This window comes from Methanosphaera cuniculi (genome assembly GCF_003149675.1).
Taxonomy (GTDB): domain Archaea; phylum Methanobacteriota; class Methanobacteria; order Methanobacteriales; family Methanobacteriaceae; genus Methanosphaera; species Methanosphaera cuniculi.
The window spans coordinates 44,299-62,303 of sequence record NZ_LWMS01000046.1 but is presented as its reverse complement, the minus strand read 5'-3'; the positions used below and the strand labels follow the sequence as shown (position 1 = coordinate 62,303).

Genomic DNA, 18,005 nt, shown 5'->3' with positions numbered 1-18,005 from the left:
ATTTAAATTAATTATTAATTTTTTTTATATATATGATTATTTTTTTAAGTTTTTTAAAAAAAGATATTTTTTTTCTGAAATTAGTAAAATTTTTTTTTGTACAAAAAGTTATGAAAAACACTACATATATAAATTTTAAATATTTAAAATTATAATAAATTTATAATATACAAAGAAAAAAGAATGATAAAAAAGAGTTCTTCTTTTTTTATCTTAAATTAAAAAAATTATCTCTTTTTTATTTTTTCAATTAATAAAAGACTTATAAAAAAAATTCCTACACCATTTTTTGTGATATTTTATGAATATAGAACCTGTCTACTCATCACTTGATTATCCGAAGAAAATGGCATTAGTACTATTTACACCAGGATGTGATCTGAGATGTAAATACTGTCATAATCCACAACTTCTAAAACATGAAAAACTAACAGATTTAGAAATTGAAAATACAATATCTGAAATTGAAGATAATCTAGATTTTATTGATGCAATAGTACTTAGTGGAGGAGAACCACTACTACAACTTGATGTAATAAAGAAATTTATAAAAAAAGCAAAACAACTAGATCTTCTTATAAAACTAGATACGAACGGCTTACATCCAGAGTTACTAAAAGATGTAATATATGATATTGACTATGTAGCAATGGATATAAAAGCACCACTAGATAAATATTATAAAATATCAGATAAATATCCATCAAATGTGAAAGATAAAATAACAAAGTCAATACAAATAATACGAGATAATAATGTATTTCTTGAATGTCGAACAACATATGTTCCACAACTTTTATCAGAAGATGATATAAAAACAATAACACAACAAATACAATGTAACCAATATACACTACAACAATTTAGAAACAGATCAACATATGATGTATCATTACTAACAGCAGATGAACCAAATCCTGAAGAAATGCGTGAAATTCTAGAAAATCTAGATAATAATATATGTATTGATGAATTACATCTGAAAAGTGGACAATTTGGAAATCAAACAATAAATTAAATTAATAATATTATATGAGGAAACATATGCCAACACTACTATTATCAAACAAAGATATTGATCTAATTAGTGGAAAAAGAAACACTACTATAAGACGATTATGGAAAAATCCATTATATCCTGGTGATCGACTCTACTGCTACTGGAATATTCTTTCAAAAGAACGTGAAAAACTCTTTGAAGCAGAAGTAAATCATGTGGAAATAAAAACATTTAAAGAAATCAGGGAAGATCCACAGATTATTGAAAAACTAGGATATAAAAATAGTCGAGAACTTGAAGCTGATCTTAGAAAAACATATCCAAATAATACTAGTGATGATGATAAATTCCAGGTTTTTGACTTTCATAAACTACATGTAAGCCAGTGGGAAGGTTCTGCAATAAATCAGAAAAATATTATCATAAAAAAGGCAGATGTACTATTTGATATGGGAAACTACCAGCAATCCTCAATATGTTATAAAACAGCACTTGAATATGATCCTGATGATGTAAATCTATTAAACCGTATTGGTGATAATCTTTCACGTCTTGGACAATTTGGAGATGCAATAAAACATTATAAAAAGGCAATAAAACTAAATCCTGATAATGAATATTTATATAATAACATTGCAATAGCATATCTTAATAAAGGAGAACCTGAAAAGGCATTAAAATTTAACAATCAAGCTCTTAAAATAAATAATCATAATCCAACTATACTCTACTGGCGAGGATTAATATATGAAATGCTAAATGACTTTGAAACAGCACTAAAATTCCTTGATAAAACTATACAAATAGATGATAAAAGTCCTGATGTATGGAATGAACGTGCAACAATACTTAACATGATGGATAGAGGTGAAGAAGCATTACAATCATATGATAAATCACTAGAATTATGTCTTGATGATCATGATGATTCAAATATCTGGGCAAGTAAAGCAAACACATTACTTGGACTCTACAGATATGAAGAAGCTATAGAATGCTATGATAAAGCACTTGAAGTTGATGCTGAAAATCCTATTATACTAAATAATAAAGGTGTAGCATACATGGAACTTGATGAATTTGAAAAAGCAAAAGAATGCTTTAGTAAAGTATTAATATTATATCCAAATAATCCAGATGCACAGGTTCTACGAGAGGTATGTCTAGATAACCTATAATCTATCCTAATTTTATATTTTTATTTTTTTTTATTGTAGTATTCATAGTACTGATATTTTTTTTCTTATACTATTATTGTTTCATATTTATTTTTTACATCCTCTATACTTACAATATCTGGTATGTGTCCTACTTTTGCAATTAGATCATCTTTAATTACTACTACTCCATCATATTTATCTTTGTAGTTATCTGCACATTCTAATGCATTTTGTATTATTTCATCTTTTTGAGTACCTGTTCCACTGTTTGCTATTCTTGTTGCAAGAGCATCAGATAAACTGCATTTTCTACTAAATACAACTGTTGCATCTGTTAATCCTAGGCTGTGTGATGATCCAATATTTGCTGATGTACATATTCCATAGCCATGTGGTTTATTTTTTATTTTAAATCCGATTTTATATGAAAATGGATTCTTATCTCCTGCATATAGGCTCATTATACTTTTTTTTGTTGTTTTTAGTGCTATGTCTCCACCATTTTCTACTATTATGTTTTTCATGTTATGTTTTTTAAGATGATTAAGGATATCTTCACTTATACTTCCTGCAACTGTTGCCATTGGTCCTACATCAGCTTGTGTTGATGATTCTATCATCATATTTATTATTTTATCATTACTTTCTAGTTTTATTGGTGTGTAATTCATAAATTCTGGGTGTTGATCTATCGTGTTTTGTATTATTTGTTGATCTTTTAGTATTTGTGGTTTTATATCATATCTCACATCACATTTAAGAAGAATATGTGTTTGATTTAGGTTTATATCTTCAATATACATAATAACACCTCCCATTTTTTTCTATCATCATTTTTTTTTCTTTGTAATTTTTTTATTATTTTTTAGTTTTATTTTTTTTGTAACATAAAATTTTATTATTATATTATACTATATATGTTATATAACAGATAACAGGAAAAAAATTGAATAAAAAGTATTCTATACTAAAATATATGAAAAATTTTACCACGTAAAAAGAATATAGATAATATAAATAATCAAAGGAGATAATGAATAAACATGATGCCACAACCAAATCATAGTTCTTCAAATGAGAAGAATATAGTTAATGGTGGATCAGGTAATATTTTATATGAAACTAAGCCTAACTTACTTACATATCCTGATAATTTTATTTCTAAAATTATTGTAGTATTTCTTCTTGCATTTTTCTTTGTTCCAATTTTATCAGTTGTAGCAGAAGTACAATTAATATTAATAAATACTTTTGGAGTTGATATTCCCCAGCTTACATCATTTTGTGAGCTTATATTAATTTTAATTATTTTATTTGTAATTATTAAAATTGCACTTGATGTAATTGATCGTAATCATACAACATATACTCTTACAAGTCGTTATATTATTATTAATAGGGGAATTTTCAGACATGAAAAACTTACAATGTCATATGATAAAATTCAGGATTTAGAAATTCAACAATCAGTTCTTGAAAGACTTCTTAATGTTGGTGATATTATAATATATGGTGGTCATGATAATTCAAAAATAATTCTTGATGATACACCAAATGCTAAATATGTAGTAGATCTTATAATACAACAACAAGATGAGTATAATATTCCAGAATATCAACAAAAAAGGCAATACCCACCACGAATGAATTATAATCCTAATGAATACCAAGATAATTATAATCCAAACGAGTATCAAGATAACGAGTATCAAGATAGTTATAATCCAAATGAGTATCAACAACCACAAAAATATAATCAAAGACATAATCAATATCCACAACAATATAATAATCAAAGAGAATATGAACAACCAAGAAATTACAGACAACAACCTCAAAGACAAAATAGAGATGATGATAACTACTTCTATTATAATGAAGAGCAACAATATGATAGAAATCCAAGAAACTCTAATTACTTTAATGATAAAGATAATTCATTTAAAAAACGACATAATAATAAAAAATCTAAGAAAAATAAAAAACAATATAATGATAATATTATCAAAAAACATGAGCAAATGTTTAAAAAATACAACCAAGATGATGAATAAAAAGGGGGGAATATGTGGATAAAATGAAACTCCCTTTTTTTTAACCACCCTACTTTTTTTTTACTTTTTTTAAATTTAATTAACTAGTTTTTAACTTTCTAATAGATAATATAGTAAAATCATAGTATTTTTATATAAGATAAGAAAAATATTAATCTACATAAAAAATAGTAGAATATATGGAAAGATAATTTTATCCTAAAAAAAAATAAATCTTCCATTACTATTATATAACAAATAAGTATAAAAAAAATAAGAAAATTACCTTAAAAAAAGATATAGCGAGTTGAATTATACAATGAAAAATGTAAAAATATTTGAAGGAGCACAAGTAATTGGAGATGTAAAACTAGGTGAAAATGTATCAGTATGGCATAATGCTGTAATACGAGCAGATCATGAACCAATCACAATAGGAGATAATTCTAATGTACAAGATAACTGTGTATTACACGTAAGTAAAAATAAACCTGTAAAAATAGGAAAAAATGTATCAATTGGACATAATACAACAGTACATGGATGTACTATAGATGATGATGTGCTAATAGGAATGGGATCAACAATACTAAATGGTGCACATATACCTAAAAACTGCCTTGTAGGAGCAGGATCACTAGTAACTGAAAATAAAACATTTCCAGAAAAATCCCTAATTATAGGATCACCAGCAAAAGCAGTACGTGAACTAAAAGATGAAGAAATAGCAAGTATACGTGAAAATGCAGATGAATATGTACACTTAGCATTTGAAGAATATGAATAAAAGAAGTAGTATTTTATATTAAATTATACTACAATTATTTTTCTCCCCCCCCCCCATATTTAGAATTTTTTTAAATATTATTTTTTTTATTTAGTATAAAGTTTTTTTAGTTATAAAAAAGATAAGTTAAAAGTAGAATATAATAATAAAATTTTTTTTATGTGATTAATAATGGTAAAAACTCGAGCAATTATAGATGAATATGACACATATGTTCCAGGACGATCAAAAAAGGAAATTATGGAAAAATACGGTGTTAGTCCTGAAGATATTATAAAACTTGGATCAAATGAAAATCCATGGGGAGCATCACCAAAGGCAAAACAAGCAATTATTGATGCAATAGATGAAATAAACAGATATCCTGAATCTAATCATGAATACTTAAAAGAAAAAATAGCAGAATATGCAAATGTAAAACCAGAACAAGTAATTGTAACAGGTGATGGAGCAGATGAACTATTTGATGTTTTAGCTAAAACATTAATAGATCCAGGAGATGAATTTATAACACATCCACCAACATATACATACTATGAATATACATTTAAAGTATATGGTGCAAAGCCTGTATATGCAAAATGGGATCTTGAAAGTAATACACTTGATGTTGATTCTGTACTTGAAAATATAACTGATAAAACAAAAGCAATATTTTTATGTACTCCAAATAATCCTACAGGTGGACTTATAAGTCAAGATGATATTATTCGTATTATTGAAGCTACTGATGCACTTGTTGTTGTAGATGAAGCATACTGGGAATTTGCTGAGGTAAATAATATTAACTTACTTGATAAGTATGATAATGTATTAATTATCAGAACATTTTCTAAAATACTTGGTCTTGCAGGTCTTCGTATTGGATATGGTCTTTCAAATCCTGAACTTCTTGAGAAGATGTCAAGAATAAAACCTGTATTTAGTGTAACTGTACCATCACAAAAGGCTGTTATTGCAACACTTGATGATGAGGATTATATTAATAATTATATTAAAAAATCTATTGATGAACGTGAATACTTATATGAAAGTGTAAGTAATATTGATAATCTTCACATTTATCCATCAAAATCTAACTATCTTCTTGTAGATCTTCATGATAGTGGATTTACAGCAGCTCAACTTGCAGATGAGCTTATGAAACGTGGTGTAATTGTACGTGATTGTACAAGTTTCCGTGATCTTGATGAATATTATATGCGTATAAGTATTGAAACACATCCTAAAAATGAGAAATTCATTGAAATTCTTGATGAAATAGTAAATGGATAAAAAAGAGGATTTATTTATTTAAATTCCCCTTTTTAATATACCTTTTTTTTGGAATTATTTTTTACATATCCCCTTTTTTTTAGTATTTCTTTTTTTTAAAATAAGATAGCTCTTTTTTTTAGTAGTTTAAAAGTTTTTAACTAGTAAATTCATATTTTATGAAAAAAAGTAGTATGTTTAGAGGGTGGTTAAGTGTTTTATTTTTTTTTACTTTCTCTTAGTGTCTGATTGGATCATGATATATTAGTGCTGCTATTACGCTTGCTTTTTCTTTTACTGTGTGTGTTTGTGATATACATTCATATTCTATGATTTCAAGGTTTCTTTTTTCTACCATGTATTCTGCCATGAAGCGTGCTTCTTCTTCTAGTTGTTTTAGTGGTTTGTTTATTGCTTTGGTTTCTACTACACATCCCATTTCTTCTGTTAGAGCATATGCTATTACTGCTGTTATTTCATCTCCTGGGTTATCTGAGTATTGGTGTGATAGTACACAGTTTGTCATTTCAGCTGGTTTTAGTTCTGGCATTGGTATTTTTTCAACTTCTGCAGGTAGCATGCTTGATACTGGTATTAGATTTACATTTCCTATGTTTGCATCAAGTAGTGCATTGTCAAATGCATTTAGTTTAGTTGGTCCTTCGGATGCTCCTTTTGTTAGTGATATTTTCATTGTAAGTTTTTCTCCCCATTATTTTTTTTATTGTTATTTTTTAGGTTTGTTATTTGTTGTTTTTATAACTTTTTGAATTAATAATATAATTTAGTTACTTTTTGTTATTAAAATAGAAAAGTATATAAGTAACCTCTTATATATCATATTTTATGGAAACGAAAACTGAGAAAAAACTAGAAAAAACATTTAAAATTCTTAGTAATACTAATCGTTTAAAAATAATAAGCCTTCTTGCAAAGGGAAAAAAAGAAATAACAGTAAATGAAATAGCAGAAAAAAAAAATAACACAACCTGCAGCATCACAACATCTAAAAGTACTACGAACTGCAGAGTTAATAAAATCAGACAAGAAAGGCAATAACATATATTACTATATAAACACCCAACACATGATAAAACAAAAAGAAAATATCGACCAACTTTTCCACAATATAATAAACCCATAAAAAAAAATAAAATCTTTTCTAAAAAATTTAAAAAAAAAATAAACTAATTCCAATTAAGGAGATATGCGATAATTATGAAAAATAAAAAACTCTCATTTACACAAAAACTAAGAAAAGACGAAGAAATAATAAAACCGGAAGATATAAAACAAAACACAACAAAAGAAGAAATGACACAAGAAAATATGAACCAAAATAATGAAAAAAAACTACCAATCCTACTCATACCAAACACAATCCTACTACCACACACAGATATGGTAATAAACCTTGAAAAAAGTCAAGCTGAAAACGTGCTAAAAGTACTAAATGAAGAAGAAAACGGAATCATACTATCACCAAAAAACTTCCCACCAGAAAATGGAGAAGCTGTAGAATTCTATGATGTAGGAACAATACTAGAAATTAAAAACCTACAAGAAACAGAAGATCAATACCTACTAGAACTCCAAATAAAAGATAAAGTACACATAACACAAATCACAGACAACCATGGAATATACTTCGGAGAATATGAAGTAATACAAGAAGAAAACAACATAACAACAGATGAAGCATATACAATAAAAGAAAGTATAGATCAAGCATCCAAAGCAATATCACAACTAATACCAAACTCAGAATACATACTACAACAAATACTCCAAAAACAAAACGTAAATGAAAAAATAGCAGAAGTATTCCCATATCTTAAAGTAACAATAGACAAAAAACAAGAACTTCTAGAAATCAACTCAACAAAAATACGAGCATTTAAAATAATACAACTACTACTTGAACAAAAAGATGCAATGTATCTACAAGTAGACATAGCAAAAAAACTCTCAGACAACATGTCAGAAGCACACAAACAAAACCTACTTCGCGAACAAATGAAAATGATTCAAGAAGAACTAGACATGGTAGATGATGAAACATCACAAACATACACAGAAAAAATCAAAGAAGCAAACTTACCTGAAGAAGTTGAAAAAGTAGCACTAAAAGAAGCACGAAAACTTGAAAGACAAGGACAAAACAATGCTGAAGAAAACATCATACGAAACTATCTTGACACAATACTTGAACTTCCATGGGAAAAACCAGAAATCGAAGAAATAGACATACAAAAAGCAAAACAACAACTAGATAAAGACCACTACGGACTTGAAAAAATCAAACAAAGAATACTAGAACACCTAGCTGTACTTAAACTTAAAAACGAAAAACAAGGAAGTATACTACTATTTGTAGGACCACCAGGAACAGGAAAAACAAGTCTTGGAAAAAGTATAGCAAAAGCACTGAACCGACCATATATACGTGCAAGTCTTGGTGGAGTAAGTGATGAATCAGAAATCAGAGGACATAGAAGAACATATCTTGGAGCACTACCAGGTAGAATCATAAATGGAATGAAAAAAGCAGGAGCAAGAAATCCAGTATTCATACTTGATGAAATAGACAAACTCACAGAATCAATAAATGGAAATCCAAAAGGAGCACTACTTGAAGTATTAGATCCTGAACAAAACGACACATTCTCAGATCACTACCTAGAATTACCATATGACCTATCAGATGTATTCTTCATTGCAACAGCAAACAACCTTGAAACAATACCACCAGCATTACGTGACAGACTAGAAATCATAGAACTTGAAAGTTATACAAACACAGAAAAACAACACATAGCAGAAGAACACCTACTACCTGATGTACTAAAAGAACATGGACTAAAAGAAAATGATATAATACTAGAACCTGAAGTAATAGATAGAATAATAGAAAAATACACACGTGAAGCAGGAGTACGAGGACTTAAACGTGAAATTGCAAACATCACACGTAAAATTGCAGAAAAAATAGTAACAGAAAACATAGAACTACCATACAAAGTAACATGTAATGAAATACGAGAACTACTAGGACGTGAAAAAGCACACTACTCAAAAGTATCAGAATCCAACCCATCAGGAGTAGTAACAGGACTAGCATGGACACCAGTAGGAGGAGATGTACTATTTGTAGAATCACTCATGTCACCAGGAGCTGAAAAACTAAAACTCACAGGACAACTAGGAGATGTAATGAAAGAATCAGCACAAATAGCACAAAGCCTTGTAAAATCAAGATTCTCAAACCTACTTGAAGATACAGAAATTGAACATAAAGACATACACATCCACGTACCAGAAGGAGCAATACCAAAAGATGGACCATCAGCAGGAGTAACACTTGTTACAACAATAGCATCACTAATTACAGACATACCAGTAGACTCAACACTAGCAATGACAGGTGAAATATCACTACAAGGAAAAGTACTACCAGTAGGTGGAATTAAAGAAAAAGTAATAGCAGCACAAAGAGCAGGAATAAAAACAGTACTACTACCTGAAAAAAATATGAAAGATCTTGAAGATGTACCAGATGAAATAAAAGAACAACTAACATTCAAACCAATGAAAACAATTGACGAAGTAATCTATGAAGCACTAAAAATCAAACTACCAAAACCTGAAACACTACATATGAACCTAAAACAAATAACAAACCAACACTAAAACACTAAATAATGGAGAATACTAAATTATTCTCCCTTTAAATACCTATTTAACTATCTTACTTTTTTTTAATACATAAACTACTAGAATTATTACTCTATTTTAAAGAAATCTTTAAAAAAATAAAGTAAATTTAAGATTAAATGTAAAAAATACTTTAAAAATTTAAAATACTACTAAAATAATATATCTAAAGTACAAAAAACGGCTCTGTCAAAAATTGGGTTGGTTTTTTCAAACTTTGTTATTATCATTCCAATATTCTAATTTTATCTCAAATCTGTTTAAAACTCCATATTTCGTTTTCATTCTCTTTTTTTTTAATTGATTTTGGAAATACTTTTTGAAATAAATTTTCAATTTTATTACTTGTAAATGCTATATTTCTATTTTCAATTGCATATGTTAAGTTTTTAAAGTAAGGCTTAATAAATTCATTTAAAATATTGAAATAACATTTTTAATGTCTTTTGTAATATTTTTAAGTTCATTTAATTTCTTTTTATCTAAATTTATATTTTCACAATCAAATATTTTAAAAATATCTTTTTTACGTTTTTTAATTTCTTTTATATATTTTTTTGACAATTTATTTTCTTTTATTTCTTTTTTTATATTTCTATTTATCTTTTGTTTGGTGTTAAAATTACAAAATTAGTGTTTAAATCCTAATTGTGCTATTGGAAGTCTATATTCTTCTTTTAAATCTGTTATTATTGCTATTCTTTTTTGGTTACGTGTTGATTTATCTAAAAACTTTTTTTATTGTTTTTTTAGACTCATTCGAAGCTAAATCAAATGAAACCAATGTATTCTGTTTAACATCAAATAAAGCTAAAATATACTTCCACGAACTGTTAATTTTAGTCCAAAGACTATCAAATAAGTAATAACCTGAATAACTCCAAAATTCTACTTTATTTTATTTTTTATAGTTTTTAATAATGTTTTCTATATTTTAGTGTGAAATATCTACTTTAAACTGTTTTTTTAACTCATACTTAATTTTATAGATACTAAATCCATGAATTGAATAAATTCTTCGAATAATTTCTATTCCAGGAATTGTAATATTACAATTTGGTAAAATAAAATTAAATAAATCTGTATTAAATATTTTATTGTATATTTTACATTTATATCTTTGAATTTTAACTTCTACTTTTCTTTCATTTAAAATGACTAATTTTTTTCTTTTATATGCAAATTTTATAACTTTTTTTGATCCACAATGTGGACAAATATCTTTAACATTTTTTTAAATAATAATTACTCTCTTTTTCAACATTATTTTTTTTGTTTATTTGTTTTTTTAGAGTTATTTTCTGATTTAAATTCTAATTTTACTTTATTTTCAAAATTTTTTATAAAATCGAAAAGATTATAAAGAATTAAGTTAAATACACTACCAGGAGTATTTATTTTTTCTTTTAACATATAAAAATATCTACTCCTTATAATTATATTAATTTTACAGACTTATTTTCTAATTTTAAAACATTTAAAACAAAATCATTATCAAGTGTAAAAATAATACTTTTTTTTAAATAACCCAATTTTTGACAGAACCCAAAAAACAAACAATATAACAATCAATAGTGAAGTAAAATACAAACAATAAGAGTATGATCATATTTAATATGAATATTTATGAATAGCATAACTGATTATTAACTTTTTTTCTAATAATATTTACTAATTGAATATTTCCAATATAAAATTAGAAATTAGGATATAAAATTATAAAAATCAAAGTTAAAAAAAAATTAAAATAAATTAGATAAATTTAAATTATTTAAAAATAATAAAACCATATAAATAAAAAAAGTATCTCAATATATTTTTTTAAAAATCCTATCATAAAACATGTGAATTATTTGATAAATATGTTGTAAAATTCTTATATTAAACATAAATATAAAAAAAACTAGGAGATAAAATTTCAATGAAAAGTAATAAATTTATTATACTTTTAATTTGTTTAATATTACTTAGCCTTGGTAGTTGTTATGCTACATCTAATAATACTGATATTATTTCATCTGATGGTACTGATGACCTATCAATTCAAAGTAATATAAATACAAATGAAAAAAGTAATAATGAATATATCTTCATAGATGAAGATTCCACTTATCCTAAAATAGACACAGATAAATATGATACAACCTATGAAGAAAATGATAACATAGAAACTTCACAAGCTTCTATCCAAAATGTCAATGAACAAAAAATATTATATGTCGATGCAAATACTGGAAGTGATGAAAACAATGGAGATGAATCCAACCCATATAAAACACTACAAAAAGCAGTGACAAGCATAGAAAACAACTCAATAATTAATATGAAAAATGGTGAATATATTTTAGATCAACAAATTGTCATAAGCAAAAGTTTAACAATTAATGGAGAAAATAACCAACAAACAATAATTAACTGTAATAATAATGTTGGGTTTAATATAACAAATACAAAATTAACATTTGATAATTTAAAATTTATTAATGCAAATCAAAATGATGATGCTTCTTATCCAGGAGTAATTATGGCAAGATCCAATGTTATTCTGTTAATTAATAATTGTATTTTTTCAGATAATATTGGAAGAATGGGGTCAGTCTTATTTTCTAATGGTAAAGAAAATAAAATTAATATAACTAATTCACAATTTTATGATAATATCGCTACTCAAAGAGCTGGAGTTTTACATATTGGAGGTAAAGATAGTATAGGACACATATCAAATTGTAGTTTTAAAAATAATAAAGTTAATACTACAGATGTAACAGGAAATAAAGGATGTGGTGGAGCTATCTATCTTGGAAGTTCTAATTTAACATTGAAAGATTGTGATTTTATTAATAATAGTGCAGTGAATGGTAGTTGTATATATACATCTACTAGTTCAACTATTAATATTTCTAATTCTAACTTTGTTAATAATACTGCTAATAATAAAAATACTCTTAATAATGCAAGTCGTGGTGGAGCTATAACACTTGGAAGTGGTGGAGGAATTATAACAAATACAACATTTATTAATAATACTGCAACATTTGCTGGTGCTATTAGTATTAATAGTGGAAATATTACTAATATTACTGATTGTACTTTTATAAACAATTATGCAGGTAATCATGGAGGAGCAATTCATAGTTTTGGACAAACTACTATTAAAAATTCAATATTTGAAAATAACTCAGCAGTAAGACGTGGAGGAGCAGTAATAGGTGTTGGAACTGATGATATGATTATTATTGAAAATTGTCAGTTTATTAATAATTATTTAAATAAAACTTATTTAAATGGTAAGTTTTATTCACTAGGAGGAGCTTTAAGTGGTCATGGACAAAGTTCAAATTGGACTATCAAAAATAACTTATTTATAAATAACTCAGCTGCTTTTGGTGGAGTAATGTTTTGTACAAATGATATTGATTTCATAGACTTTGTAAACAATACTTACATTAATAACTCTGCAATGAGTGGAGGAGTGATAATGTTTAATACATCTGATTTAGGTGTGCATATTAATAATGACGTCTTTAATCATAATATTGCACAACTTGGAGGAGCAATATCATTTAATCAAAGTCATTTAACTGTAGCTATACATGATACAGTTTTCACAAATAATATAGCAGAAAATGGTGGAGCAATTTTTATTCCAGAATATCAACATTTATCAGTTGAAAATGTTACATTTACTGAAAATACTGCTAAGGAAAAAGGAGGAGCTTTATTTATTAATAATTCCACATTTTTAAGATTATTTAAATCAATTATATATAAAAACAAAGCAAACCTTGGTTCTGCAATATATTATAATAACATAAACTCTACAGAAAGAAATTTTGTAGAAATTCGCTCATCTAAAATATATGATAATATTGGAAATTATTCAATATATTCAACAACAAATAATACAGTTACTGCAAAATATAACTGGTGGGGAAGTAATCATGGAAATATCACAGCAAATAATAATGTAGATGCTACCTGTCCAATGGTACTATTATTTACACAATGGAGTAAAGTATGGAATAATAATCAAAGTATGGATTTTGTGATTAACATTAAACTATGTAATAAGACAAGCAGTAATGAATGTGGTATTTTTGATAGTGTATATTATCTTCCAAGTCAAAACTTTACAGTAATAACTTATTATGCAAATGAAACAAAAATACAAACATACGAAATATATAAAAGTGAAGTTATAACAATCCCAGCTCATGTTATAAAAGTAACATTAAAATTCGATAATGAGGAAATAACATATCAACCAGGAGATCCAAGACAATCATATATTAGACTAACTGCAACACAAAATCCTACAAATAAAAGTCAATACATTATACAAGCAGAAGTAGTGGATGGAAGATCACAAAATATTGAAGAAGGTAAATTCATATTTAAAATAAATGGAGTATCACAAGGTACTGCATCTAGTATTAAAGATGCAAATCTAACATTAAATGTAACTAATACAGGAAACTATTCTCATACATATTTAATAACATTTGTATATGGTGGAACTAGTCATTATACAGAATGTAGACAAAATATGACAATAACAATAGAGGGTGCAAAAAGTGCAAATACAAAATCACAAGAAAGTACTTATTGGAATGATACTAATAACACTGTTTATGTCACTGAGCGTTCTGAATGCTGAAAATCCAGATAATATAAGTTCAGATCAAATAACATCTCAAGACATAAACAATTATGATAATAGTATAGATCAAGGTACAATTTCAACAAATATAAATAAAGAAATAAAACAATCATCAAATAGTATAAAAAAAAATACTTCTCATATAATAAGTAATAATAATAATTCAAAAACCAAACAAAGTCAAGATAGATTAGAAAATAATAAAAATTCAACAGAAAAGGAAAATACTGGAAAATATAATATAGAATCAAATACTACAAAGAATATTAAAACAGCAGAAACACAAAATAAAATATACACAATTACAAATGGTACACAATTAAATGATACTCTTAATGATATTGTAGCAAATCAATCAGAAGACCATAATTATATACTTAATTTAGCAAATGACGGAATATATAATCTTTATAGTAGAAATAATAAATTAAACACACCAAAAAAATTAAATATTACAATTCAAGGAACTTCCAATAACGTTATTCTTCAAAATGGAAATTTTAAGATATCATCATCAGTTAATTTAAATATTTCAAATCTTGAAATTAGATGGTTTAGAATGCAAAATAAGGGAACAGTTATTTTAGATAATGTTGAAGGTTTAGTTGATTTATTAAATAATTCAGGAAAAATGAAGATTACAAACAGTAATTTAACAAGTGAGCAGCTCCAATACGAAGAACGTATAAATACTGAAGCTGGTAATGATTATGTAATTGAGCATAATGTTACTGATGATTTCTATATTCATGTAACTGGAGGATTATATAATACTGGATTACTTGAAATAGAAAATACTATATTTAATAACAGTTATTGTAGGGAAAAAACCAACTTCATAGATTACTGGAATCGTGATGAATATATAACAGGTGGTTCACCAACAACTAGTGGTGAATGTGATTGTAAAGGTGGAATACTTTATAATATAGGAACTGTTAAAATAAATAATACAAAATTTACAAATAATTACATACAATCATTAAGCCTACCTTCAGATGGATTTGGTGGATCAATATATAATAATGGAAATATGACAATAAATAATTCCTTATTTGAAAATAATACAGTAGAATCATGTGGAAAAAGTTATGGAGGAGCAATATATAATAATGGAAATTTAAATGTTACAAAAACCATATTTAGAAATACAAAAATTACTAACACATATGAAGGATATAAAGTATCATATTTTGATCCAAAAGGTCTTATAATATACAATAATGGAACATTAAATGTTACTAAATCAGCTTTTATTAAAAATAATAATGATACACTTGCATTAATTTATTCAGAAAACAACAATTCTACTCTAGAAGATAACTGGTGGAGTTCTAATACACCACAATGGAATGAACTACTTAGTAATGTAGATGCACCAGAAAAATGGATCTATCTTAAAACACAAATTGATACAGATAAATTAAATTCAACTCAAACAACTAAAATCAACTATGACTTTAACTACCTAACAGATGGAAACACTATAACTCAATCAACCGGTAACATGCCAGATAACACCATAGTATCAGGAAAATCAAACCTTGGAAGCATATCAGAAAATCAGACAAAAAATGGATATGTACAAAGCACATACACAGCAGTAAACCAGGGATTAGAAAATATAACAATAACAGTAGAAGAAAATAACATAACACAACTAGAAGTTACAATAAACCCAATAAATACACAAATAAAAATAAAAAACCTAACTCAAAATGTGTCAGTAAATGAAAACCTGAAAATACAATCAAACATCTTTGATGTAAATAATAAACCTGTAACAACAGGAGTTGTAACACTTAAAATTGATGGAATAACACAAAAAGACAACAACAATAAAACAATAGAAATACCAGTAAAAAACGGGACAATAACATATCAAATGAAAATGACAAATAACTATGATATCAAAGTACATAACTTAACCCTAGATTACCTATCTAACACACAATACATTGGAAGCACACAATCTGCTATCTTTAACTTATCTAAGCCAACACACCCAGTTAAAAATGTAAGTGGATACAAAGCATTAGTAGATGCAGTTAATAACTTCAAACAACAAACACTAAATCCATATAGTATAGCAACAGTAAACCTTACACGAGGAAACTATAACTGGACAGATCTAATAACATGGGGAAATTCAACATATAAAACACTAAGAATCTATGGAAATGGAAATCTCCTTGATGAAAATAATAAACAATTCATCATAGTAGACCCTGGTTATACTCTTGAATTATATAACTTTAAAATAAGATATGCAACAGCAACTCGTGGAGGCGTAATCTATAATAACAATGGAACAATAAACATTTATGATTCCATATTCTTAAATTGTACAGCAACCAAAAATGGTGGAGTAATATATAATGATCATGGAAAAGTTAAAATACTAAACTCATCATTTTCAAACAACAAAGCATTAAATGGAGCTATAATATACAACAACAATGGATTTGTAAATGAAACCAAATCATACTTCTCATTTAACACAGCAAACCGTGGTGGTGTAAACTATAACATTGGTGAAACTATCATTGTAAAATCCACATATAAAAACAATAATGCAAAAATAAATGGTGGAGTAAACTTTAACGATAAAAACAAACTTACAATTAACAATTCAAACTTCATAAACAACAAAGCATTAAACTATGGAGGAGTAAACTACAACAACAAAAACGCAAAACTTAACATAACAAGCTCACAAATCACAAACAACACAGCAACAAATGGTGGGGTAAATGCAAACTATGGTAGTATGATTATAAGATCATCCAATTTAAATCAAAACAACGCAACACGTGGAGGAGTAAATTACAATTACAAAGATCTAGAAATCATAAAATCCACATTCAAAGAAAATAAAGTAATAAACAATGCAGCAGTAAACTACAATGATCATGGAAATATAAATATAAATGATTCAACATTCAAAGAAAACAAAGCAAACTATGATGGAGGAGTAAACTACAACAATAATGGAAATATAACCATAAACAACACAAAAAACATGTACAACATAGCAAATCGTGGAAGTGTAAATTATAATCTAAAATCAATACTAACAATAGAAAACACAAACTCAACAACAAAATCAAGTAGCATAAACTACAATGAAAAAGGAATAATTAAAAACAGAAATACATACGAAACAGAACAATAAATATTCTACCTTTTTAGATTAAATATAATTTCAATCACCACCATTTATCCTTTTTTTTCAAATTAGATTTTAATATTATATCCTGAATTTTTTGATAATTTACTTATTTTATTACTAATATATTATTAATTATATTAACTTAAAAAAGAAAAAAAACTTAATTTTACAGAAAATAAAATTAGAATTATATTTTTTAAAATTTTAAATAAAGAACTTAGATTT

General features: G+C 26.3%; 13 protein-coding genes. 10 read left to right on the top strand and 3 right to left on the bottom strand.

Features of this window, described 5'->3' with window-relative positions:
• Window positions 1-301 precede the first annotated feature (301 nt).
• Together MSCUN_RS07640 and MSCUN_RS07635 are read left to right on the top strand one after the other, a co-directional pair.
• Entirely contained in the window at window positions 302-1,018 is a 717-nt protein-coding gene (locus tag MSCUN_RS07640) for an anaerobic ribonucleoside-triphosphate reductase activating protein (protein ID WP_095608859.1), read from the top strand.
• A 26-nt stretch (window positions 1,019-1,044) separates the two neighbouring features.
• Window positions 1,045-2,178 carry a tetratricopeptide repeat protein gene (locus tag MSCUN_RS07635; RefSeq protein ID WP_095608858.1) on the top strand — a complete coding sequence of 378 codons (1,134 nt, stop codon included), beginning with the start codon at window positions 1,045-1,047 and terminating at the stop codon, window positions 2,176-2,178.
• A gap of 65 nt (window positions 2,179-2,243) precedes the next feature.
• On the opposite strand, the gene MSCUN_RS07630 is transcribed toward MSCUN_RS07635, so the two are convergent.
• Window positions 2,244-2,963 carry a UPF0280 family protein gene (locus MSCUN_RS07630; protein ID WP_095608857.1) on the bottom strand — a complete coding sequence of 240 codons (720 nt, stop codon included), beginning with the start codon at window positions 2,961-2,963 and terminating at the stop codon, window positions 2,244-2,246.
• Between the two features lie 240 nt (window positions 2,964-3,203).
• Here MSCUN_RS07630 and MSCUN_RS07625 point away from each other — a divergent pair, with 240 nt between their 5' ends.
• The 3 genes from MSCUN_RS07625 (at window position 3,204) to hisC (ending at window position 6,255) form a co-directional block, all read left to right on the top strand.
• Window positions 3,204-4,214 (top strand): PH domain-containing protein, encoded by a 1,011-nt coding sequence (locus MSCUN_RS07625; RefSeq protein ID WP_095608856.1) that lies wholly within the window; start codon window positions 3,204-3,206, stop codon window positions 4,212-4,214.
• Window positions 4,215-4,512: 298 nt separating this feature from the next.
• Window positions 4,513-4,980, top strand: coding sequence for a gamma carbonic anhydrase family protein (locus MSCUN_RS07620; RefSeq protein ID WP_095608855.1), 468 nt, complete (start codon window positions 4,513-4,515; stop codon window positions 4,978-4,980).
• Window positions 4,981-5,151: 171 nt separating this feature from the next.
• Complete coding sequence (gene hisC / locus MSCUN_RS07615; protein ID WP_095608854.1) at window positions 5,152-6,255, top strand: histidinol-phosphate transaminase; 1,104 nt, start codon at window positions 5,152-5,154, stop codon at window positions 6,253-6,255.
• A 217-nt stretch (window positions 6,256-6,472) separates the two neighbouring features.
• Here hisC and MSCUN_RS07610 read toward each other — a convergent pair whose 3' ends face one another.
• Complete coding sequence (locus MSCUN_RS07610) at window positions 6,473-6,928, bottom strand: pyruvoyl-dependent arginine decarboxylase (protein WP_095608853.1); 456 nt, start codon at window positions 6,926-6,928, stop codon at window positions 6,473-6,475.
• A gap of 152 nt (window positions 6,929-7,080) precedes the next feature.
• Here MSCUN_RS07610 and MSCUN_RS07605 point away from each other — a divergent pair, with 152 nt between their 5' ends.
• The 3 genes from MSCUN_RS07605 (at window position 7,081) to lon (ending at window position 9,924) form a co-directional block, all read left to right on the top strand.
• A complete protein-coding gene (locus MSCUN_RS07605; protein ID WP_095608852.1) occupies window positions 7,081-7,293 on the top strand; it encodes an ArsR/SmtB family transcription factor in 213 nt (70 codons plus the stop codon).
• Window positions 7,214-7,378: an ArsR/SmtB family transcription factor gene (locus MSCUN_RS08505; protein ID WP_109583040.1), complete on the top strand. Its 165-nt coding sequence runs from the start codon at window positions 7,214-7,216 to the stop codon at window positions 7,376-7,378. Before MSCUN_RS07605 ends, MSCUN_RS08505 begins: the two co-directional genes overlap by 80 nt.
• Window positions 7,379-7,452: 74 nt before the next feature.
• The gene (gene lon / locus MSCUN_RS07595) at window positions 7,453-9,924 is read left to right on the top strand and encodes an endopeptidase La (protein ID WP_211305560.1); all 2,472 of its coding nucleotides are present in this window, start codon (window positions 7,453-7,455) and stop codon (window positions 9,922-9,924) included.
• Window positions 9,925-11,211: 1,287 nt separating this feature from the next.
• Here the strand turns inward: lon and MSCUN_RS08365 are convergent.
• Entirely contained in the window at window positions 11,212-11,361 is a 150-nt protein-coding gene (locus MSCUN_RS08365; protein WP_170104129.1) for a hypothetical protein, read from the bottom strand.
• A gap of 508 nt (window positions 11,362-11,869) precedes the next feature.
• Here MSCUN_RS08365 and MSCUN_RS07585 point away from each other — a divergent pair.
• Window positions 11,870-14,605, top strand: coding sequence for an autotransporter outer membrane beta-barrel domain-containing protein (locus MSCUN_RS07585; protein ID WP_095608851.1), 2,736 nt, complete (start codon window positions 11,870-11,872; stop codon window positions 14,603-14,605).
• Window positions 14,523-17,783 (top strand): hypothetical protein, encoded by a 3,261-nt coding sequence (locus MSCUN_RS07580; protein WP_095608850.1) that lies wholly within the window; start codon window positions 14,523-14,525, stop codon window positions 17,781-17,783. Before MSCUN_RS07585 ends, MSCUN_RS07580 begins: the two co-directional genes overlap by 83 nt.
• Window positions 17,784-18,005: the final 222 nt, after the last annotated feature.